Origin of the sequence: Pseudomonas sp. B21-036, from assembly GCF_024748925.1 — a bacterium.
GTDB classification, from domain to species: Bacteria; Pseudomonadota; Gammaproteobacteria; order Pseudomonadales; family Pseudomonadaceae; genus Aquipseudomonas; species Aquipseudomonas palmensis.
The window spans coordinates 5,306,173-5,327,229 of sequence record NZ_CP087178.1 but is presented as its reverse complement, the minus strand read 5'-3'; the positions used below and the strand labels follow the sequence as shown (position 1 = coordinate 5,327,229).

General features: G+C 64.4%; 15 protein-coding genes. 11 read left to right on the top strand and 4 right to left on the bottom strand.

Annotated elements, in window-relative coordinates:
- Position 1 precedes the first annotated feature (1 nt).
- From aroK to LOY33_RS24225, 8 genes are all read left to right on the top strand, one after another.
- On the top strand, positions 2–520 hold the full coding sequence (aroK, locus tag LOY33_RS24260) for a shikimate kinase AroK (protein ID WP_043859939.1): 519 nt from the start codon (positions 2–4) through the stop codon (positions 518–520).
- Between the two features lie 100 nt (positions 521–620).
- The gene (gene aroB, locus LOY33_RS24255) at positions 621–1,718 is read left to right on the top strand and encodes a 3-dehydroquinate synthase (protein ID WP_043859938.1); all 1,098 of its coding nucleotides are present in this window, start codon (positions 621–623) and stop codon (positions 1,716–1,718) included.
- 16 nt (positions 1,719–1,734) lie between these two features.
- The gene (locus LOY33_RS24250; protein WP_258660327.1) at positions 1,735–3,330 is read left to right on the top strand and encodes an AAA family ATPase; all 1,596 of its coding nucleotides are present in this window, start codon (positions 1,735–1,737) and stop codon (positions 3,328–3,330) included.
- 367 nt (positions 3,331–3,697) lie between these two features.
- Positions 3,698–8,143 carry a glutamate synthase large subunit gene (gltB, locus tag LOY33_RS24245; RefSeq protein WP_078481687.1) on the top strand — a complete coding sequence of 1,482 codons (4,446 nt, stop codon included), beginning with the start codon at positions 3,698–3,700 and terminating at the stop codon, positions 8,141–8,143.
- Between the two features lie 33 nt (positions 8,144–8,176).
- Positions 8,177–9,595 carry an FAD-dependent oxidoreductase gene (locus LOY33_RS24240; protein ID WP_043859935.1) on the top strand — a complete coding sequence of 473 codons (1,419 nt, stop codon included), beginning with the start codon at positions 8,177–8,179 and terminating at the stop codon, positions 9,593–9,595.
- Positions 9,596–9,775: 180 nt separating this feature from the next.
- Complete coding sequence (gene hemE / locus LOY33_RS24235) at positions 9,776–10,840, top strand: uroporphyrinogen decarboxylase (RefSeq protein ID WP_043859934.1); 1,065 nt, start codon at positions 9,776–9,778, stop codon at positions 10,838–10,840.
- 147 nt (positions 10,841–10,987) lie between these two features.
- Positions 10,988–11,488, top strand: coding sequence for a type II secretion system F family protein (locus tag LOY33_RS24230; RefSeq protein ID WP_258660324.1), 501 nt, complete (start codon positions 10,988–10,990; stop codon positions 11,486–11,488).
- 87 nt (positions 11,489–11,575) lie between these two features.
- Complete coding sequence (locus LOY33_RS24225; protein ID WP_043859932.1) at positions 11,576–11,923, top strand: YgiW/YdeI family stress tolerance OB fold protein; 348 nt, start codon at positions 11,576–11,578, stop codon at positions 11,921–11,923.
- 57 nt (positions 11,924–11,980) lie between these two features.
- On the opposite strand, the gene LOY33_RS24220 is transcribed toward LOY33_RS24225, so the two are convergent.
- Positions 11,981–13,150: an MFS transporter gene (locus LOY33_RS24220; protein WP_168186837.1), complete on the bottom strand. Its 1,170-nt coding sequence runs from the start codon at positions 13,148–13,150 to the stop codon at positions 11,981–11,983.
- Between the two features lie 215 nt (positions 13,151–13,365).
- Between LOY33_RS24220 and LOY33_RS24215 the strand changes: the two genes are divergently transcribed.
- The gene (locus LOY33_RS24215) at positions 13,366–14,265 is read left to right on the top strand and encodes a LysR family transcriptional regulator (RefSeq protein ID WP_213606457.1); all 900 of its coding nucleotides are present in this window, start codon (positions 13,366–13,368) and stop codon (positions 14,263–14,265) included.
- A 66-nt stretch (positions 14,266–14,331) separates the two neighbouring features.
- On the top strand, positions 14,332–15,102 hold the full coding sequence (locus tag LOY33_RS24210) for a ParA family protein (RefSeq protein ID WP_258660320.1): 771 nt from the start codon (positions 14,332–14,334) through the stop codon (positions 15,100–15,102).
- Here the strand turns inward: LOY33_RS24210 and trxC are convergent.
- The gene (trxC, locus tag LOY33_RS24205; protein WP_054915555.1) at positions 15,099–15,533 is read right to left on the bottom strand and encodes a thioredoxin TrxC; all 435 of its coding nucleotides are present in this window, start codon (positions 15,531–15,533) and stop codon (positions 15,099–15,101) included. The genes LOY33_RS24210 and trxC overlap by 4 nt on opposite strands.
- A 155-nt stretch (positions 15,534–15,688) precedes the next feature.
- Here trxC and LOY33_RS24200 point away from each other — a divergent pair, with 155 nt between their 5' ends.
- Complete coding sequence (locus LOY33_RS24200) at positions 15,689–16,168, top strand: DUF4265 domain-containing protein (RefSeq protein ID WP_078481684.1); 480 nt, start codon at positions 15,689–15,691, stop codon at positions 16,166–16,168.
- A gap of 87 nt (positions 16,169–16,255) precedes the next feature.
- On the opposite strand, the gene selO is transcribed toward LOY33_RS24200, so the two are convergent.
- On the bottom strand, positions 16,256–17,716 hold the full coding sequence (gene selO / locus LOY33_RS24195; protein WP_100634304.1) for a protein adenylyltransferase SelO: 1,461 nt from the start codon (positions 17,714–17,716) through the stop codon (positions 16,256–16,258).
- On the bottom strand, positions 17,713–21,045 hold the full coding sequence (gene mscK / locus LOY33_RS24190; protein ID WP_258660315.1) for a mechanosensitive channel MscK: 3,333 nt from the start codon (positions 21,043–21,045) through the stop codon (positions 17,713–17,715). The genes selO and mscK overlap by 4 nt, the downstream gene beginning before the upstream one ends.
- Positions 21,046–21,057 lie beyond the last annotated feature (12 nt).

The window sequence follows — 21,057 nt, the reverse complement described above, 5'->3', positions numbered from 1 at the left end:
TGTGCGAAATTTGATACTTGTAGGGCCGATGGGTGCCGGTAAGAGCACCATCGGTCGCTTGCTGGCCAAAGAGCTGCGCCTGCCGTTCAAGGATTCCGACAAGGAAATTGAGCTGCGCACGGGCGCCAACATCCCGTGGATCTTCGACAAGGAAGGCGAGCCCGGCTTTCGTGATCGCGAGCAGGCGATGATCGCCGAGCTGTGCGAGGCCGACGGCGTGGTGCTGGCCACCGGCGGCGGTGCGGTGATGCGCGATGCCAACCGTGCGGCGCTGCATGCCGGGGGGCGCGTGATCTACCTGCACGCCTCGGTGGAGCAGCAGGTGGGGCGTACCGCCCGTGACCGCAACCGGCCGCTGCTGCGCACGGCCAACCCGGAGGCCACGCTGCGTGCCTTGCTCGAGTTGCGCGACCCGCTTTATCGGGAAATCGCCGACCTGGTGGTGGAAACCGACGAGCGGCCGCCGCGCATGGTGGTTCTGGATATTCTGGAGCGCTTGCAGAAGTTGCCGCCCCGTTAAGGCTTGACTATCCTCGGCGGCCAGTCATGCCCTGGCAGGGCACTTCGTTATTGCGCGGGTCGTGTCTTCGATGCCGCGCCTTTGTTCTTTGTGGGGACATATGCAGACACTTAAGGTCGAACTGGGCGAACGCAGCTACCCGATCTACATCGGCGAAGGCCTGCTGGATCAGCCTGAACTGCTGGCGCCGCACATTGCCGGCAAGCAGGTCGCCATCGTATCCAACGAGACTGTCGCGCCCCTTTATCTGCAACGCCTCACCCACAGCCTGGGGGCCTATTCGGTACTGCCGGTGGTGCTGCCCGACGGCGAGGCCTTCAAGAACTGGGAAACCCTGCAACTGATCTTCGACGCCCTGCTGACGGCGCGCCACGACCGTCGCACCACCGTGATCGCCCTGGGCGGCGGGGTGATCGGCGACATGGCCGGCTTTGCCGCCGCCTGCTACCAGCGCGGCGTGGACTTCATCCAGGTGCCCACCACGCTGCTGTCCCAGGTGGACTCGTCGGTGGGCGGCAAGACCGGCATCAACCACCCGCTGGGCAAGAACATGGTCGGTGCCTTCTATCAGCCCAACGCGGTGCTGATCGATACCGCCAGCCTCAAGAGCCTGCCGCCGCGCGAGCTGTCGGCGGGCCTGGCCGAGGTGATCAAGTACGGCCTGATCTGCGACGAGCCGTTTCTGGGCTGGCTCGAAGACAATGTCGATGCGCTGCGTGCGCTCGACCAGGCTGCACTGACCCGCGCCATCCAGCGCTCCTGCGAGGCCAAGGCGGCCGTGGTGGGGGCTGACGAGCGCGAGTCGGGCGTGCGTGCCACGCTCAATCTCGGTCACACCTTTGGCCACGCCATCGAAACCCACATGGGCTATGGTGTGTGGCTGCACGGTGAAGCCGTGGCGGCTGGCACGGTAATGGCCCTGGAAATGTCCATGCGCCTGGGCTGGATCAGCCAGGCGCAGCGCGACCGCGGCATTCGCCTGTTCCAGCGCGCCGGCCTGCCGGTGGTGCCTCCGGCCGAAATGACCCCGGCCCACTTCATGGAACACATGGCGGTCGATAAAAAGGTGCTCGACGGTCGTCTGCGCCTGGTCCTGCTGCGCCATATGGGCGAAGCCGTGGTGACCGACGACTATCCGCAAGAGATTCTTCAGGCCACGCTGGCGGCGGATTACCGCGCAATCGTGGCCCAGCTTTGAGGTTGACGAGAGTTCGATGACTAGTTTGCATGCCGACGAGGCCTTTCTCGGCCATTACCAGTTGAACCATGACCCCTTCGCTGCGCGGGTGCCTGGCTTCAAGTTCTTCCCTGCCCAGCGCAAGCCGGTGCTGGGCCAGTTGCATCACCTGGCCCGCTACAGCCAGCTGCTGCTGGTGGTCACAGGCCCTCTGGGCAGCGGCAAGACCCTGCTGCGCCAGGCCCTTGTGGCCAGCACCAACAAGCAGTCGGTGCTCAGCGTGGTGGTTTCGGCGCGTGGCGCCGGCGATGCAGCCGGCCTGCTGGCCCAGGTAGCGCAGTCGCTGAATGTGGCCAAGGCGCAAGTCACCGAGATCCTCGCCCAGATCGTGCAGCTGGCGCTGACCGGTCAGGAAGTCTACTTGCTGGTGGACGATGCGGAACAACTTGGCGAGTCGGCACTCCAAGCCTTGCTGGAACTGGCGGCGGGCACACCGGAAGGTCGCCCGCACGTGTTCCTGTTCGGCGAGCCGTCACTGATCGCAGCCCTGGATGAACTCAATGCCGAGCAGGAGCGTTTCCACGTCATCGAGTTGCAGCCCTACACCGAGGACGAAACCCGGGAATACCTGGAGCAGCGTCTGGAAGGTGCCGGGCGCGGTATCGAGGTGTTCACCAGCGAGCAGATCGCCGAGATTCACGAAAACTCGGACGGCTGGCCTGGAGCAATCAACCAGGTGGCCCGCGATACCATGATCGAAGCCATGCTCGCCACCCGCTCGCCGGTGAAGCGACCATCAATGGGGTTCAATATGCCGAAGAAACACGTGCTGGCGTTGTCTGCCGTGGTAGTGGTTGCCGTGGCGGCAGCCGTGCTGATGCCCAAGAAGGGCGACCAGGCGCCGGCCACTGCGCCTGCCGAGCAGGCGCAACTGCCCCTGGGCCAGGGCAAGCCGGGCAATGCCCAGTCGAACAACGGTGGCCCGGCCATCGAGTTCGCCGGTTCTTCGCAGCCGATGCCGCTGCCACTGGTGGGCCAGTCCCAGCCGGTGATGCGCGGCCCGCTGGCCGAGGCGGCCGGCATGGGTGATGGCGAGGAATCCGGCCCGGCTGGCGACACTGCACTGCAGCCGCCTACCGTTACCACCACTGCACCGCCCGCCGGTGTCACTGCAGGCCCGGCGCCTGCGATGGCCCAGCCGGTTGTACCGGCGCAGCAGCCTGCCGCGCCAGTGGCCAGCAAGCCGGTTGCACCTGCCGCCAAGCCCGCCCCTGCGCCCGTGCAGGTGGCCACGGCCAAGCCGGCACCCAAGCCTGCGGAAAAACCAGCTGCCAAGCCCGCTGCGGGCGGTAGCTGGTACAGCGGCCAGGCGCCAGGCAACTACGTGGTGCAGATCCTGGGCACCAGTTCCGAGGCATCGGCCCAGGCGTTCGTCAAGGCCGAGGGTGGCGACTATCGCTACTTCAAGAAAACCCTGCAGGGCAAACCCCTGTACGTGATCACCTACGGCAACTTCTCCAGCCGCGATGCAGCCGTCGCTGCAATCAAAACCTTGCCAGCCAAGGTCCAGGCTGGTAAACCTTGGCCTCGTACCGTTGCCAGCGTCCAACAAGAACTGGCTGCGACCCGCTGATACATGGTCGGGTGGCACTACCCCCGCCACCTGCTGAGCGACTCCTGAACCCCGGTCTAGCCTGCTGCGTAACACGCGGCAGGCTTTTCTGTCCCAGACTGCCGGCCACAAGCCCCTGTTGCAGTCCAGGCTGAAACGCTTCAGACTCAAGCAATTCCGTTACCACGGATTCTTGTATAAAAACATTCAAAAATGCGACATGGATTTTCACTGATGCGTCAGTAAATTTGTGGGCTTCACTGTCGCTGTGCAACAATGGCATCCGTATTGCCCCCGCAAAGCTGACGTTCGTTCGGCGTGGATGGTAAGTGGTTGTATTAAAAAGAGATTTGCCTTGGTGAGAGGCGAACCTGGTGAGAAAGTGTCTATGAAAACAGGTCTGTACCATCCCGAAGAATTCAAGGATAACTGTGGTTTCGGCCTGATCGCCCATATGACGGGCGAACCCAGCCACCACCTTTTGCAAACGGCTATCCAGGCCCTGACCTGCATGACCCACCGTGGTGGGATCAACGCCGACGGCAAGACCGGCGACGGCTGCGGGCTGCTGATGCAGAAGCCCGATCGGTTCCTGCGGGCCGTGGCCCTGGAACAGTTCGGCAGCGAGCTGCCCCGCCAGTACGCGGTCGGCATGGTGTTCTTCAACCAGGACACCGCCAAGGCCGAAGCCGCGCGCGACAACATGAACCGCGAGATCCTCGCTGCCGGCCTGAGCCTGGTGGGCTGGCGCAAGGTGCCGATCGACACCAGCGTGCTCGGTCGCCTGGCGCTGGAGCGCCTGCCGCAGATCGAGCAGGTGTTCGTCGGTGGCGAAGGCCTGAGCGATCAGGAGTTCGCGATCAAGCTGTTCAGTGCCCGGCGTCGCTCGTCGGTGGCCAACGCCGCCGATGCCGAACACTACATCTGCAGCTTTTCGCACAAGACCATCATCTACAAAGGCCTGATGATGCCGGCGGACCTCACCGCCTTCTATCCGGACCTGAGCGACGAGCGCCTGCAGACCGCGATCTGCGTGTTCCACCAGCGCTTCTCCACCAATACCCTGCCCAAATGGCCGCTGGCCCAGCCATTCCGCTTCCTCGCCCACAACGGCGAGATCAACACCATCACCGGCAACCGCAACTGGGCCCAGGCGCGGCGTACCAAGTTCGCCAACGACCTGATCCCGGATCTGGAAGAGCTCGGCCCGCTGGTCAACCGCGTGGGCTCCGACTCCTCGTCGATGGACAACATGCTCGAGCTGATGGTCACCGGTGGCATCGACCTGTTCCGTGGCGTGCGCATGCTGGTACCGCCGGCCTGGCAGAACGTCGAGACCATGGACCCCGACCTGCGCGCGTTCTATGAATACAACTCCATGCACATGGAAGCCTGGGACGGCCCGGCGGGCATCGTGCTCACCGAAGGCCGCCATGCCGTGTGCCTGCTCGACCGCAACGGCCTGCGCCCGGCGCGCTGGGTCACCACCAAGAACGGCTATATCACCCTGGCGTCGGAAATCGGCGTGTGGGACTACAAGCCCGAAGACGTCATCGCCAAGGGCCGCGTGGGCCCGGGGCAGATCTTCGCGGTCGACACCGAGACCGGCCAGATCCTCGACACCGATGCGATCGACAACCGCCTCAAGTCGCGCCACCCGTACAAGCGCTGGTTGCGCCAGAATGCCCTGCGCATCCAGGCCGACCTGAGCGACGACCAGGGCGTGGCCAGCTACGACGGCGACCAGCTCAAGCAGTACATGAAGATGTTCCAGGTCACCTTCGAGGAGCGTGACCAGGTGCTGCGCCCGTTGGGTGAGCAGGGCCAGGAAGCCGTGGGCTCGATGGGCGACGACACGCCGATGGCGATCCTGTCGCAACGCGTGCGTTCCACCTACGACTACTTCCGCCAGCAGTTCGCACAGGTCACCAACCCGCCGATCGACCCGCTGCGCGAAGCCATCGTGATGTCGCTGGAGATCTGCCTGGGTGCCGAGCGCAACATCTTCCAGGAATCCCCCGAGCACGCCTCGCGGGTGATTCTCAGCTCGCCCGTGATTTCGCCGGCCAAGTGGCGCTCGCTGATGAACCTCGACCGCCCGGGCTTCGAACGCCAGGTGATCGACCTCAACTACGAGGAAAGCATCGGCCTGGAAGCGGCCGTGCGCAACATCACCGAACAGGCCGAAGAAGCCGTGCGCAGCGGCAAGACCCAGCTGGTGCTGAGCGACCGTCATATCGCACCCGGCAAGCTGCCGGTGCATGCGTCGCTGGCCGTGGGCGCCGTGCACCATCGCCTGACCGAACTGGGCCTGCGCTGCGACAGCAACATCCTGGTCGAGACCGCCACCGCCCGCGATCCACACCACTACGCGGTGCTGATCGGGTTCGGCGCCTCGGCGGTGTACCCGTATCTTGCCTACGAAGTGCTTGCCGACCTGATCCGCACCGGCGAAGTGCTCGGTGACCTGGACGAAGTGTTCAAGTACTACCGCAAGGGCATCTCCAAGGGCCTGCTCAAGATCCTCTCCAAGATGGGCATCTCGACCATCGGTTCCTACCGGGGCGCGCAGCTGTTCGAAGCCGTGGGCCTGTCCGAGGAAGTGGTCAACCTCAGCTTCCGTGGCGTGGCCAGCCGCCTCAAGGGCGCGCGCTTCGTCGACATCGAGAACGAGCAGAAGCTGCTGGCCGCCGAAGCCTGGAGCCCGCGCAAGCCGATCCAGCAGGGCGGCCTGCTCAAGTTCGTGCACGGTGGCGAATACCACGCCTACAACCCGGACGTGGTCAATACCCTGCAAGCTGCCGTGCAGCAGGGCGACTACGCCAAGTTCAAGGAATACACCGCACTGGTCGACAAGCGTCCGGTGTCGATGATCCGCGACCTGCTCAAGGTGAAAACCCTGGAGCAGCCGCTGGACCTGAGCGAAGTCGAGCCGCTGGAGGCCATCCTCAAGCGCTTCGACTCGGCGGGTATTTCCCTGGGCGCGCTGTCGCCTGAGGCCCACGAAGCCCTGGCCGAGGCGATGAACCGCCTGGGTGCGCGCTCCAACTCCGGTGAGGGCGGCGAAGACCCGGCCCGCTACGGCACCATCCGCAGTTCCAAGATCAAGCAGGTGGCCACCGGCCGCTTCGGCGTCACTCCCGAATACCTGGTCAACGCCGAAGTGCTGCAGATCAAGGTGGCCCAGGGCGCCAAGCCGGGCGAGGGTGGCCAGCTGCCGGGCGGCAAGGTCAACGGCCTGATCGCCAGGCTGCGCTATGCGGTGCCGGGCGTGACCCTGATCTCGCCACCGCCGCACCATGACATCTACTCGATCGAAGACCTCTCGCAGCTGATCTTCGACCTGAAGCAGGTCAACCCGCAGGCGCTGGTCTCGGTCAAGCTGGTGGCCGAAGCCGGGGTAGGCACCATCGCCGCCGGCGTGGCCAAGGCCTATGCCGACCTGATCACCATCTCCGGCTACGACGGTGGTACCGGCGCCTCGCCGCTGACCTCCATCAAGTATGCCGGTGCCCCGTGGGAACTGGGCCTGGCCGAAACCCACCAGACCCTGCGCGGCAACGACCTGCGCGGCAAGGTGCGGGTACAGACCGATGGAGGCCTGAAAACCGGCCTGGACGTGGTCAAGGCCGCGATCCTCGGCGCCGAGAGCTTCGGCTTCGGCACCGCACCGATGATCGCCCTGGGCTGCAAGTACCTGCGCATCTGCCACCTGAACAACTGCGCCACCGGCGTGGCCACGCAGAACGAAAAACTGCGCAAGGACCACTACATCGGCACCGTCGACATGGTGGTCAACTTCTTCACCTACGTGGCCGAGGAAACCCGTGAATGGCTGGCCAGGCTGGGCGTGCGCAGCCTGGGCGAGCTGATCGGGCGTACCGACCTGCTGGAAATGCTCCCCGGTGAAACCGAGAAGCAGAAGCACCTGGACCTCAGCCCGTTGCTGGGCAGCCCGCACGTTCCGGCCGACAAGCCGCAGTTCTGCGAAGTGGACCGCAACCCGCCGTTCGACAAGGGCGTGCTGGCCGAGAAGATGGTGCAGATGGCCCTGCCGGCGATCCGTGACCTGGCCGGCGGCGAGTTCGAGCTGGATATCTGCAACTGCGACCGCTCCATCGGCGCGCGGATCTCCGGTGAAATTGCCCGCCTGCACGGCAACCAGGGCATGGCCAAGGCGCCGCTGACCTTCCGCTTCAAGGGCACTGCCGGGCAGAGCTTCGGGGTGTGGAACGCCGGTGGCCTGAACATGTACCTCGAAGGTGATGCCAACGACTATGTCGGCAAGGGCATGACCGGCGGCAAACTGGTGATCGTGCCGCCAGCGGGCAGCCCGTTCGAAACCCAGCACAGCGCCATCGTCGGCAACACCTGTCTGTACGGCGCCACGGGCGGCAAGCTGTTCGCCGCCGGTACCGCGGGTGAGCGCTTCGCGGTGCGCAACTCCGGTGCCCACGCCATCGTCGAGGGCACGGGCGATCACTGCTGTGAATACATGACCGGGGGCTTTGTCTGCGTATTGGGCAAGACCGGTTACAACTTCGGTTCCGGGATGACCGGTGGTTTTGCCTACGTGCTCGACCAGGACAATAGCTTCGTCGACAAGGTCAACCACGAACTGGTGGAGATCCAGCGTATCAGCGGCGAGGCGATGGAGGCTTATCGCAGCCACCTGCAGCGCGTGCTGGGTGAATACGTCGAAGAAACCAACAGCGAATGGGGTCGTGAGCTCTGGGAAAACCTGGATGACTACGTGCGTCGCTTCTGGCTGGTCAAGCCGAAGGCGGCCAACCTGAAGAACCTGCTGTCCAGCACCCGTGCCAACCCGCAGTGATATGCGCCTGAAGAGTTTGATGAGGTTTTGAACATGGCTGAACGTCTGAGTAATGACTTCCAGTTCATCGAGGTCGGGCGCAAGGATCCGAAGAAGAAACTGTTGCGTCAACGCAAGAAAGAGTTCGTGGAAATCTACGAGCCCTTCAAACCCCAGCAGTCGGCCGAACAGGCCCACCGCTGCCTGGGCTGTGGCAACCCGTACTGCGAATGGAAGTGCCCGGTGCACAACTTCATTCCCAACTGGCTCAAGCTGGTGTCGGAGGGCAACATCCTCGCCGCAGCGGAGCTGTCGCACCAGACCAACACCCTGCCTGAAGTGTGCGGCCGGGTGTGCCCGCAGGACCGCCTGTGCGAGGGTGCCTGTACCCTCAACGACGGCTTCGGCGCGGTGACCATCGGCTCGGTGGAGAAGTACATCACCGACACCGCCTTCGCCATGGGCTGGCGCCCGGACATGTCCAAGGTGGTGCCCACCGGCAAGCGCGTCGCGGTGATCGGTGCCGGCCCTGCGGGCCTGGGTTGTGCCGACGTGCTGGTGCGCGGCGGGGTAACCCCGGTGGTGTTCGACAAGAACCCCGAGATCGGCGGCCTGCTGACCTTCGGCATCCCCGAGTTCAAGCTGGAAAAGACCGTGCTCAGCAACCGCCGCGAAGTCTTCACCGGCATGGGCATCGAGTTCCGCCTGAACACCGAGGTGGGCAAGGACGTCACCATGGACCAGTTGCTCGAGGAGTTCGATGCGGTGTTCATGGGCATGGGCACCTACACCTACATGAAGGGTGGCTTCCCTGGCGAAGACCTGCCGGGTGTGCACGACGCGCTGGATTTTCTGATCGCCAACGTCAACCGCAACCTGGGCTTTGAAAAGTCCCCGCAAGACTTCGTCGACATGAAGGACAAGAAGGTCGTGGTGCTGGGCGGTGGCGACACCGCGATGGACTGCAACCGTACCTCCATCCGCCAGGGCGCCAAGGCCGTGACCTGTGCCTACCGGCGTGACGAGGCGAACATGCCCGGCTCGCGCAAGGAGGTGAAGAACGCCAAGGAGGAGGGCGTGAAGTTCCTCTACAACCGCCAGCCGATCGCGATCGTGGGTGAAGACAAGGTCGAGGGCGTGAAGGTGGTCGAGACCCGTCTCGGCGAGCCGGATGCCCGTGGCCGTCGCAGCCCCGAGCCGATTCCGGGTTCCGAAGAGATCATCCCGGCGGACGCTGTGGTCATCGCCTTCGGTTTCCGCCCCAGCCCTGCGCCGTGGTTCGAGCAGTTCAGCATCCAGACCGACAGCCAGGGCCGTGTGGTGGCGCCGGAGCAGAACCGCTTCAAGCACCAGACCAGCAACCCCAAGGTGTTTGCCGGTGGCGACATGGTGCGCGGTTCGGACCTGGTGGTGACGGCTATCTTCGAGGGGCGCAATGCCGCCGAGGGGATTCTGGACTACCTGGAGGTCTGATCGGGCCTCTTCGCCAGCAAGGCTGGCTCCTGCCAAACCTGTAGGAGCCGGCCTTGCCGGCGAAGCTTTTAACTAAATCTATTGACCTACCACAGGTCGATAGACAAAAGGCACGGTTCATACCGTGCCTTTTACGTTGGTGTCTGAGAAAATGCCCCCACTTTTTTTCCGGATGCCGACATGACTGCCTTGAAGAACGATCGTTTTCTGCGCGCCCTGCTCAAGCAACCCGTAGACGTCACCCCGGTGTGGATGATGCGCCAGGCCGGCCGCTACCTGCCGGAGTACCGCGCCAGCCGCGCCAAGGCCGGTGACTTCATGAGCCTGTGCATGAACCCGCAGTTCGCCTGCGAGGTCACGATGCAGCCGCTGGACCGCTACCCGCTGGACGCCGCGATCCTGTTCTCGGACATCCTGACCATCCCTGACGCCATGGGCCAGGGCCTGTATTTCGAAACCGGCGAAGGCCCGCGCTTCAAGAAAGTCATCAGCACCCTGGCCGACATCGAGGCGCTGCCGATCCCCGACCCGCAAAAGGACCTGGGCTACGTGATGGATGCGGTCAGCACCATCCGCCGCGAGCTCAACGGCCGTGTGCCGCTGATCGGCTTCTCCGGCAGCCCGTGGACCCTGGCCACCTACATGGTCGAAGGCGGCTCGTCCAAGGACTTTCGCAAGACCAAGGCCATGCTCTACGACAACCCGCAGGCCATGCACCTGCTGCTCGACAAGCTCGCGCAGTCGGTGGTCAGCTACCTCAACGGGCAGATCCTGGCCGGCGCACAGGCCGTGCAGATCTTCGACACCTGGGGTGGCAACCTGTCGGCGGCGGCGTACCAGGAGTTCTCCCTGGCCTACATGCGCAAGATCGTCAGCGGCCTGATCCGCGAGCACGAAGGGCGCAAGGTGCCGGTGATCCTGTTCACCAAGAACGGCGGCCTGTGGCTGGAAAGCATTGCTGATGCCGGCGCCGACGCCCTGGGCCTGGACTGGACCTGCGACATCGGTGAGGCGCGCCAGCGCGTGGGCAGCAAGGTGGCCCTGCAGGGCAACATGGACCCGACCGTGCTCTACGCCAAGCCCGAGGCCATCCGCGCCGAAGTCGGGCGTATCCTGGCCAGCTATGGCCACGGGACCGGCCACGTGTTCAACCTGGGCCATGGCATCACCCCGGAAGTCGATCCGGAACATGCCGGTGCCTTCATCCACGCCGTGCACGAACTGTCTGCGCAGTACCACCAGTAACGGGCAACTGCCTGGCGGGTGCCGCGTATCGCGGCCCCGCCACTGACTTTTCACGCTCCCCCGCCGATCCGTCCTACGGCCCGTCCAAGCCTCCTCCCTTACCATTCCGACCTCGATGCACAGCCGTGCCATTCAAGGAAGGAACCCGTGCCCAAGGATACCCGCGCAGTACAGCATCCCCTGCTGGCGACAACCTGCCAACGGCTTGCCGAGCACGGTGACAACCAGCAACTGACGCGTCAGGGCATCCGCCTGGCGTTGCTGTATCCGGCGATCCTGATGTGCGCCGTGCTGGCCATCTTCGCGTTCCTGCTGGGTGTCGTGATCCCTGATGTCGTGCAGATATTCGCCCATCACCAGCAGGCGTTGCCGGCCACGATCCGCGTTTCGATGGCGCTGAACGAGAGCGGGCAGCGCTTCGCGCTGCCGTTTGCCGGTGTGCTGGTCGCCGCCGGCGTGTTCGCACGGCTCGCGTTGCATGCACTGCGGCGTCGCCTGAGGTGGCACGGTTTGCTGTCGGGCGTAAGGGTTGAACGAGCCTTGGGCTTGTTTGAGCCATTGATGCTGGCGATGACGGGCGGTGTGATGCTGTTCATCGGGCTGGCCATCCTTATGCCGATTCTGAGCCTCACCGCGTTGCTGGCCTGATCGGGTTTCCCACCATCGCGCATTAAGCTTCAGTTCAGGCGTGGGGATTAACCTGAGCGCATCCCCACTTGAAACGGAATGCCCACCATGAAAACTCGTTACCTGGCTCTGCTGCTTGCCCCGCTGTTCACCACTGGCGCGATGGCCGCCGGCTACACCGGCCCTGGCGCCCAGCCGGTCACCACGGTCGCGGCAGCCAACGACGCCGCCGACGATACCCCGGTGGTACTGCAGGGCTTTGTGGTCAAGAAGCTCAACAACGACGACAAGTACGAATTCAAGGATGCCAGCGGCACCATCACCGTCGAGATCGACAACGAAGACTTGCCGGCGGTGGCCTTCAACGACAAGACCAAGGTCAAGCTGACCGGTGAGGTCGAGAAGAACCTGATGTCCCGCGAGATCGATGTCGACCTGGTCGAAATCATCAACTGAACAGCTTCGCCGGCAAGGCCGGCTCCTGGTAGGAGCCGGCCTTGCCGGCGAGGGGTATCAGCCCTTCACATTCCCCGGCAGCGCCGGCAGCTTGCTCAGGTGCAACGCCACCAGCAGTGCGATCACCAGCAGGCTGCCGATGAACAGCCCGATGCCGTTCCACCCACCGTAATGCCAGAACACCCCGCCTGCCGTGCCCGCCACGCTCGACCCCGCGTAATAGCTGAACAGATACAGCGAAGAGGCCTGCCCTTTGGCCGTGAGCGCACGCCGGCCGATCCAGCTGCTGGCCACCGAATGCGCGCCAAAGAAGCCGAAGGTGAACACCAGCATGCCGACGATCACCAGCACCAGGGGCGAGAACAGCGTCAGCAGCAACCCACCGAACATGAGCAGGATGCTCATCCAGAACACCTTGCGCCGCCCCAGCTTGTCCGACAGTGCGCCGATCTGCGCCGAGCTGTAGATGCCTGCCAGGTACACCACCGACAGCAGCCCCACCAGCGCCTGACTCATGTGGTACGGCTCGGCGAGCAGCCGGTAGCCGATGTAGTTGAATAGCGTGACGAAGGCGCCCATCAGCAGAAACGCTTCCAGAAACAGCCACGGCAGCCCGGCGTCGCGAAAGTGCTGGGTGAAGCCGTTCAGCAGGCTGCGCGGGTTCATCGAGCGTGCACTGAAGTTGCGCGACTCGGGCAGGATCCTCCAGAACACTGCCGCCGCGACCAACGCCAGGCCGCCGATCACCAGCATCGCGGTGTGCCAGCTGACGAAGTCGATCAGTACCCCGGTGATAAGGCGCCCGCTCATGCCGCCGATGGCGTTGCCGCCGATGTACAGTCCCATGGCCAGGCCGATGTGCTGCGGATGAATCTCTTCGCTCAGGTAGGTCATGGCCACCGCCGCCAGCCCGCTCAACGACAGGCCCACCAGAGCACGCATGGCCAGCACGCCGTGCCAGCTGGGCATCAATGCGCTGGCGATGGTGCACAGCGCGGCGCAGAACAGGGCGAACACCATCACCGGCTTGCGCCCGACGCGGTCGGAAATCGGCCCGGTCACCAGCAGCCCGAACGCCAGCAGGCCGGTCGACACCGACAGCACCAGGCTGCTCTGGGCGGCATTGATGGAGAACTCGTGGGACAGCAGCGGCATCATCGGCTGCACGCAGTACAGCAGGGCGAAGGTGGCAAAGCCGCCACAGAACAACGCCAGCACCGTGCGCATGAACGCAGGGGTGCCTTTCTCGATCCAGCTTTCGTTCAGGGGGGCGGCGGTGCTCGCCGGGGCAGGGGGCAGCTCATGGGCAACAGCAGTTTTCACGGGGACCTCGAAAGGGGCACGGCCTCGCAGGCAGTGAAAAAAGCATATAGCTGGCTATTGATCTTTTCCAATATATTGTTCGACCTGTTTAAGAGGTTTTACGACCTATTGGAGTTGCCATGGAACTGCGCCACCTTCGCTACTTCATTGCCGTGGCCGAAGAGCTGCATTTTGGTCGTGCCGCACAGCAACTGGGCATCTCTCAACCGCCGCTGAGCCAGCAGATCCAGGCCCTGGAGCAGGAGCTGGGTGCACGCCTGTTCGAGCGTACCAACCGACGGGTGGCACTCAGCGAAGCCGGCCGGCTGTTTCTCGACGAGGCGCGCCAGGTGCTGGCGCAGGTCGACAAGGCCGCCGACGTGGCGCGGCGTGCCCAGCTCGGCGAGCTGGGTGAGATGAAGATCGGCTTCACCTCCTCGGCGCCGTTCAACTCCAGCATCCCCAAGGCCATCAATGCGTTTCGCCAGCGCTTCCCGGCGGTGCACCTGAACCTCAAGGAAATGAGCAGCCGCGATGTGGTGGATGCCTTGCTCGACGAGTCCATCGAGGTCGGCCTGATGCGCCCGATGAGCGTGCCCGATGGCGTGGTGATCACCGAACTGTTCCGCGAGCCGCTGGTGGCGGTGCTCAATGCCGCGCACCCGCTGGCCCAGGGCAACGAGCAGGGCCTGCCGCTGGCGGCCCTGGCCCAGGAGCCGTTCGTGTTCTTCCCGCGCAGCTACGGCAGCGGCCTGCACGCGCAGTTGCTCAGCCTGGCGCGCTCGGCCGGCTTCAGCCCGCACTTTGCCCAGGAGGCAGGCGAGGCCATGACCATCATCGGCCTGGTATCGGCGGGGCTTGGGGTGTCGGTGCTGCCGGCGTCGTTCAAGCGCATGCGCATCGACGGGGTGGTATACCGCACCTTGCTCGACGCCGACGCGGTGACAGCGGTATGGCTGGCGCAGCGGCGCGAGGACGTGTCGGCGATGGCCCGGGCGTTCACCGAACTGTTGATCCGCCAGGCCCAGGCGCAGGGCTGAAAGGCACTGGCTAAACCGGCGCAACCCTCACATACTCGGTAGTTCCTTTCACATGGAGGTCTGTTCATGCGGCGCGTGGTGTTCAATCAGAAAGGTGGCGTGGGCAAGTCGAGCATTGCCTGCAACCTGGCGGCCGTCAGTGCCAACGAAGGCTATCGAACCCTGTTGATCGACCTGGACGCCCAGGCCAACTCGACCCAGTACCTCACCGGCCTGACCGGCGAGGACATTCCCATGGGCATTGCCGACTTCTTCAAGCAGACCCTGTCCTCGGGGCCCTTCGCCAAGAAGAACAAGGTCGACATCTATGAAACCCCGTTCGACAACCTGCATGTGGTGACCGCCACGGCAGAGCTGGCCGACCTGCAGCCCAAGCTCGAGGCCAAGCACAAGATCAACAAACTGCGAAAGCTGCTGGACGAGCTCTCCGACGATTACGACCGCATTTACCTGGACACCCCGCCTGCGCTGAACTTCTATGCGGTTTCAGCGTTGATCGCCGCTGATCGCGTATTGATCCCCTTCGACTGCGACAGCTTCTCGCGTCAGGCGCTGTACGGCCTGCTGGCCGAGATCGAAGAGCTCAAGGAAGACCACAACGAGTGCCTGGAAGTCGAGGGCATCGTGGTCAACCAGTTCCAGGCGCGCGCCAGCCTGCCGCAGCAGATGCTCGACGAACTGATTGCCGAAGGCTTGCCGGTGCTGCCGGTGTACCTCAACAGCTCGGTGAAGATGCGCGAGTCCCACCAGGCCAGCCTGCCGCTGATTCACCTGGAACCGCGGCACAAGCTGACCCAGCAGTTCGTCGAACTGCATACGTTGCTGGAAAACGCCTAGACCCCTTGGCTGCGCAGCCATTCCAGCAGTTGCTGGAGTGGGAAGGCGCCGCTCTGGCGCGCCACTTCGCGGCCGTTCTTGAACAGGATCAGGCTGGGGATGGAGCGTATGCCCAGTTGCCCGGCCAGTTGCTGGTTGGCTTCGCTGTCGAGCTTGGCCAGGCGGCAGCGTCCGGCCAGTTGGCCGGCGGCCTGTTCGAAGACCGGGCCGAACGCCTTGCAGGGCCCGCACCAGTCGGCCCACACATCGATCAGCAATGGCAGGTCGCCCTTGATCTGGCTGGCGTAGTCGCCCTGTTTCAATTCGAATGGCTTGTGCAACAGCACCTCACCCTTGCAGCGCCCGCACTTGGGTGCGTCCCTCAGGCGTGCGGCGGGGATGCGGTTGAGGCCGTTGCAGTGGGGGCAGGGGATGTGGAGGGGGTCGGTCATGGTGGGAGTCCGGATGCGTCAGGTGATGTTGGGTATCTGGAGGTGATGAGGGTGGATTGCAAGATGCCATAGCCTGCCAGATAAGCCAGCGATGCTGGCGAAGAGGCTGTAATGGTTTAGCATGCGGCCTTTCTGAACAGGCCAGGGACAGACCGATGGATTGCCAGCATTCACCGCACATTCGTGTATTCGTCGACAGAAAGAAGAACGGCGAGCCGGTGTTCGAAAGCGTGCCGGTCCGCGAAGTGGGCGAACATACCTATGAACTGCTGTCGTCGCCGGGGCTGGCGCTGAACATGGCGCGCGGCGACATCATCTGCACGGCCATCCCCGATCAGCATGTCGAGGTGGTGCGCCGGGGTGGCAATTTTTGCATCCATGTCTACGCCAACGAGCTGCCCCAGGATGCCGTCGACACGCTGGAAAGCGAGGTGCAGACGTTGCTGGGCGGCACGCTGGATGGTCGCTACAAAGGCAACCTGACGCTGGCAGTGCCGGCGAGCAATGGGTTCGAGGCGATTCGCCCGGTGTTCGACCGGTTTCGGGAGGCGACGGGGGTGCAGTGGTATTACGCCAACATCTACCAGAACCTCGATGACGACGAGGATGAGACGTTGCTGAACTGGTGGGTCTGACGTCTTTTCGCCAGCAAGGCTGGCTCCTACGGACGGCGCTAACCTGTAGGAGCCAGCATTGCTGGCGAATCGGTCAACCCCGGCCCATCAGGATGAACAACTGATCTCCAGATGCTTGCCCCACTCGGGTGGGCGTTCGGCGTAGGCCTGCATCCCCGGCTGTTCCTCGAACGGCCGTGTCAGCACCTGGTGCAGGCGTCGCACTTCCTCGTAATCCCCGCCTTCAGCCGCCTCGATGGCACGCTGCGCCAGGTAGTTGCGCAGAATGTACAGCGGGTTCACCGCGTGCATCCGCGCGCGCCGGCCTTCGGCATTGCCCGGCTCCTGGTCCAGGCGCGCCAGGTACTCCACTGCCCAGGCATCGAACCCGGCCAGGTCGACGAAATCGTCGCGCACCACCCGCACGGCCTGCGCCGCCGGCTGATCACCCAGCTTGCGGAAGAACAGCGTGTAGTCCACAGCGCCCTTGTTCATCAGCCCCAGCAAGCGCTCGACCAGCGCCGAATCGTCATCGCGCGCCTCGGTCAGCCCCAGGCGTCGACGCATCAGGTCCAGGTAATGGGCCTGGTACAACGGCAGGAACAGCCCCAGCGTTTCCTTCAGCGCCTCGACGCTGATGAACGGCGTCAGCGCCTGGGCCAGCGCGCTCAGGTTCCAGTGTGCGATCGGCACCTGGTTGCTGAAGCTGTAGCGCCCCTGGTCGTCGGAATGGTTGCAGATGAAGCCGGCATCGAAGTCGTCGAGGAAGGCAAACGGCCCGAAGTCGAAGGTGATGCCCAGGATCGACATGTTGTCGGTGTTCATCACCCCGTGGCAGAAACCATAGGCCTGCCAGCACGCAATCAGCTCGGCATTGCGTTCGACGATGGTACGGAACATCGCCAGGTACGGCTCGGGCTGCTCGCGGCACTCGGCAAAGTGCAGGTTGAGCACGTGCTCGGCCAGCTCGCGCTGCTGCTCGGGTTGGCGGGTGTAGTAGAAGTATTCGAAGTGGCCAAAGCGCACATGGCTGGGCGCCAGACGCAGCACCATCGCCGCGCGCTCCTGGGTTTCGCGCCACACCGGCGTGCTCGAGCCGATCACGCACAGCGCGCGGCTGCTGGGGATGCCCAGCGCGTGCAGGGCCTCGGAGGCGAGGAACTCGCGGATCGACGAGCGCAACACCGCACGGCCATCGCCCATGCGTGAATACGGCGTCTGCCCGGCACCCTTGAGGTGCAGGTCCCAGTGCTCGCCGGCATCGTTGTACACCTCGCCCAGCAACAGCCCGCGACCGTCACCCAGGCGCGGATTGTACGAACCGAACTGATGCCCCGAATACACCATCGCCCGCGGCTCGGCCTCGGCCCACAGCTTGTGTCCGCTGAACAGCTCGGCGAACACCGGGGAATGCGCCTCGGTAGGGTCCAGGTCGAGCAGTGCCATGGCCGCGTCGCTGGCCACGACCAGGCGCGGCTCGGCAATCGGCTCGGGCAGCACGTGGGTGGAGAACGCATCGCCCAGGCGGGCGAAGCGGTTGTCGAAGGTCAGTTCGTCGAGGGATTTCAACGGCCATCTCCTGGCGCATCGGTGGGGGGCTCGGGCAGCACGGTCTTGTTCGGCGCTTCGACCGGTACCATCTTGTACTCCTGGCCCTGCATGTTCTTCAGGTACACCTCCATCTGGCGGAACGAGATGTTGATGTGCTGGCGCTTGAATTCCTTGTTGATGTAGCGGTTGATCTCGTCCAGTACCGGGTTGCGGTCGCCCAGGTCACGCACGTGCATGCGCAGTTCGTGGTCCAGGGTACTCTCGCCGAAGTTCAGGAAGTACACGATCGGTGCCGGCTCCTTGAGCACCCGCGGGTTCTCGTTGGCTGCCTGCAGCAGCAGGGTGCGTACCAGGTCCAGGTCCGAGCCGTAGTCCACGCCCAGCTTGAGGGTGACGCGGGTGATGGTGTCGGTCAGCGACCAGTTGATCAACTGGCCGGTGATGAAGGTCTTGTTGGGGACGATGATGTCCTTGCGGTCGAAGTCGGTGATGGTGGTGGCGCGGATGCGGATCTTGCTCACCGTGCCCGACAGGTTGCCGATGGTGATGGTGTCGCCGATGCGCACCGGGCGCTCGAACAGGATCATGATGCCGGAGATGAAGTTGGCGAAGATCTCCTGCATGCCGAAGCCCAGGCCCACCGACAGCGCCGCCACCAGCCATTGCAGCTTGTCCCAGCTGACACCGAGGGTCGACAGCGTGGTGACGAAGCCCACCCCGGCAATCACGTACGACAGCAACGTGGTGGTCGCATACGCGCTGCCCTGGGCCAGGTTCAGGCGTGACAGCACCAGCACCTCGAGCAGCCCCGGCAGGTTGCCGGCCAGGGCGAAGGTGATGCCGATGATCACCAGTGCCCCGAGCAGGTCGCCCAGGCTGATCGGCACCATGCTCATGGCCGCGCCGGTGCCGCTGGTGTACTCGTACAGGGTGATGTTGTCGAGGTATGCGAACACGCTGATCAGGTCGGCCCACACCCAGTACAGCGCGGCGATGAAGCCGCCCAGCAGGGCCAGGCGGATCAGGCGCAGCGACTGCTGGTTGACCTGCTCGATGTCCAGGGTCGGCTCCTCGACGATCACCTCGCCATCGAGCCCCTCCTTGGTGGCCTGGCGCTTGCTCAGTGCGCGCTGGTAGGCCAGGCGCCGGGCGGCCACGGCCAGGCCGCGCACGAAGGCGGCCTCGATCACCAGCCAGAACATCAGCAGGTACAGGGTGTCGATCAAGCGGTCGGTGAGCTTGAGTGCGGTGTAGTAGTAGCCAAAGCACACGGCAATGAACAGCGCCACCGGAAGCGCCGTGAACGCCACGCCCACGGCCTTGCGAAACAGCGAGGTATTGCGGTGCGCGGGGCTGCTCAGCAGCAGGCGGCTGAGCAGCCAGGCCATCAGTGCGTAACAGGTCAGTACCACACCGATGCCGAGCACGTCGTCGGCCAGCGCCGAGGGCTGGTGCTCGGCCACCGCCACCACGCCGACCAGCGCCAGTACCACGCTGCCCAGGCGGCGGATCCAGCCGCGTAGGAACTCGACCTGGGCCTTTTCCCAGCGAAAGTGCAGCTCGGCCACGCCGCCGGGCGCCAGAATCCGGTAGGCGGTGTAGAACACCAGCCAGGCCTGGGCGATCTGCCACAGCGCGGCGCCCAGGTTGGCGTTCTGGCCGCGGGCGTCGATCTGCAGCGCATAGCCGCACAGCGCCAGGCCCAGGCTCAGCGGCATCGCCAGCAGGATATTGATCAGAATGGCCTGGGGCGTGTGCCACTGGCTGTCACGCTTGAAGTGGCCCACATCCTGGTGAACCTTGTTCAGCCGCGCATACAGGTACTTGCGCCGCCACAGCAGGGCGCCGATCAGCAACAGCAGCGGCAGGAACAGCAGCGGGCGCTGCGTCAGGCCGTCGGCCAGTTCGTTGATGCCCGACCCCCACGGCAGGCTCACCACCTGCTTTTGCAGGCGTTCGGGCACGCTGCGCAGCCATTCGAAGTCCAGCGGCTTGTTGCTGGGGATCCAGAACATCTGTTCGTCGAGGGTGCCGCGCAGGTTCTGTGCGGTGCTCAGCAGCTGCTTCTGGTTCAGTTGCAGGGTGATGGATTCGTTGAGCAGGGCGCTCAGCTCGCGGTTGAGCCGCTCCAGCAAATCGCTGCGGGTAATCGCCACCTCCAGCAGGGCCTTGCGCAACTGCGGGGTGACGCTGTCGGGCGGCTGGGTGGCCAGCAGCTTGTCGACGTAGCTGCTGGGGCTGCTGATCTGCTCGCGCTGCTGGTTGACCTCGAACTGGTACAGGCGAATGTCGGCAATCTGGTCGGCCAGGTCGCGATCGACCTTCAGGTGCGGCAGGGCCTGCTTCTGCTTGTAGAGGATCTTGGACAGCAACAGGCTGCCCTTGAGCACGCTGATCTGTTCGTCCAGTGCCTGGTCGGCCTGGGTCAGGCTGTCGAGCTGCTGCTTGGTCTGCAGGTTCTGCTGGGTCAGCTCGTTGAGGCGGTCGGTGCTGCGCAGCAGGTAGTCGGATAGCTTCAGGTTGGTGGCGCTTTCGGTGGCCAGCACGCTGCTGCCGCCGGCCTTCTGTGCCTCGATGGACTGTTCGGTGACGGTCTGCTGCGACTGCGCCAGGCGCTTCTGGTTGATCAGCGTCTGCAGGTCCTGGATCTCCTGCTCAAGGCGTGTGGCGCGCTCGATCAGCAGGTCGTGCTGGCTGTTGCCCAGGTCTTGCAGCAGGCTGTTGCCGGCCAGTTCCTGGCGGCGCAGCAGGGTCAGCGCGTTGAGCGAGGCGAGTTCGGCATTGAGCTGGTTGCGCTGGTCGGCCGAGAGGCTCTTGCCGTTGTCCTTGCCCAGCTTGAGGATGCTGTTGATCTGCTGGGTGCGGGTCTGGTTGCTGCTGATCTCGGCCTGGGCGCGCTCGGGGCGGGTCTGGGAGTTGATGATCAGGCTGTTGGCTTCGGACAGCGCCTTCTGCAGCTCGCCCTGCTGGGTGGTGCGCTCGGACAGCAACTGCTCCAGTTGCGGCACGCCCATGCTGGCGTAGCGCTGCGCCACGGGCAGGGTTTTGGTGTCCTTGAGCCGGGTCAGCTCGCGCTGGTTTTCGCTGGTCTGGCGCGGGGCGTCGGCCAGTTGCTGCTTGAGCGCGGCCAGGCGCTTGTCGTAGTCGTCGCGCGAGGCCAGCAGGCCAAGGGTCTGCTCCAGCACTTGCTGCAGGGCCTTCTGGTCGGCCTCCGGCAGCTTGCGCTCGGCGATCTTGTCCAGGCTGTGCTGGACGCTTGCCGTGGTGGGGGGGTCCGCCGCCTGGGCGAAGGAGAGGGACAGGCACAGCCCGAGCAGGGCTGCGCTAACAACAGTGCGCAGGGACATAGGCAGACGTCG

Coding starts and splice junctions, on each gene's coding strand:
- LOY33_RS24210 (WP_258660320.1), top strand. CDS start 14,332: ATGCGGCGCGTGGTGTTCAATCAGAAAGGTGGCGTGGGCAAGTCGAGC.
- hemE (WP_043859934.1), top strand. CDS start 9,776: ATGACTGCCTTGAAGAACGATCGTTTTCTGCGCGCCCTGCTCAAGCAA.
- LOY33_RS24215 (WP_213606457.1), top strand. CDS start 13,366: ATGGAACTGCGCCACCTTCGCTACTTCATTGCCGTGGCCGAAGAGCTG.
- LOY33_RS24250 (WP_258660327.1), top strand. CDS start 1,735: ATGACTAGTTTGCATGCCGACGAGGCCTTTCTCGGCCATTACCAGTTG.
- aroB (WP_043859938.1), top strand. CDS start 621: ATGCAGACACTTAAGGTCGAACTGGGCGAACGCAGCTACCCGATCTAC.
- LOY33_RS24200 (WP_078481684.1), top strand. CDS start 15,689: ATGGATTGCCAGCATTCACCGCACATTCGTGTATTCGTCGACAGAAAG.
- gltB (WP_078481687.1), top strand. CDS start 3,698: ATGAAAACAGGTCTGTACCATCCCGAAGAATTCAAGGATAACTGTGGT.
- LOY33_RS24225 (WP_043859932.1), top strand. CDS start 11,576: ATGAAAACTCGTTACCTGGCTCTGCTGCTTGCCCCGCTGTTCACCACT.
- LOY33_RS24240 (WP_043859935.1), top strand. CDS start 8,177: ATGGCTGAACGTCTGAGTAATGACTTCCAGTTCATCGAGGTCGGGCGC.
- LOY33_RS24220 (WP_168186837.1), bottom strand. CDS start 13,150: ATGCGCACGGTGCTGGCGTTGTTCTGTGGCGGCTTTGCCACCTTCGCC.
- trxC (WP_054915555.1), bottom strand. CDS start 15,533: ATGACCGACCCCCTCCACATCCCCTGCCCCCACTGCAACGGCCTCAAC.
- mscK (WP_258660315.1), bottom strand. CDS start 21,045: ATGTCCCTGCGCACTGTTGTTAGCGCAGCCCTGCTCGGGCTGTGCCTG.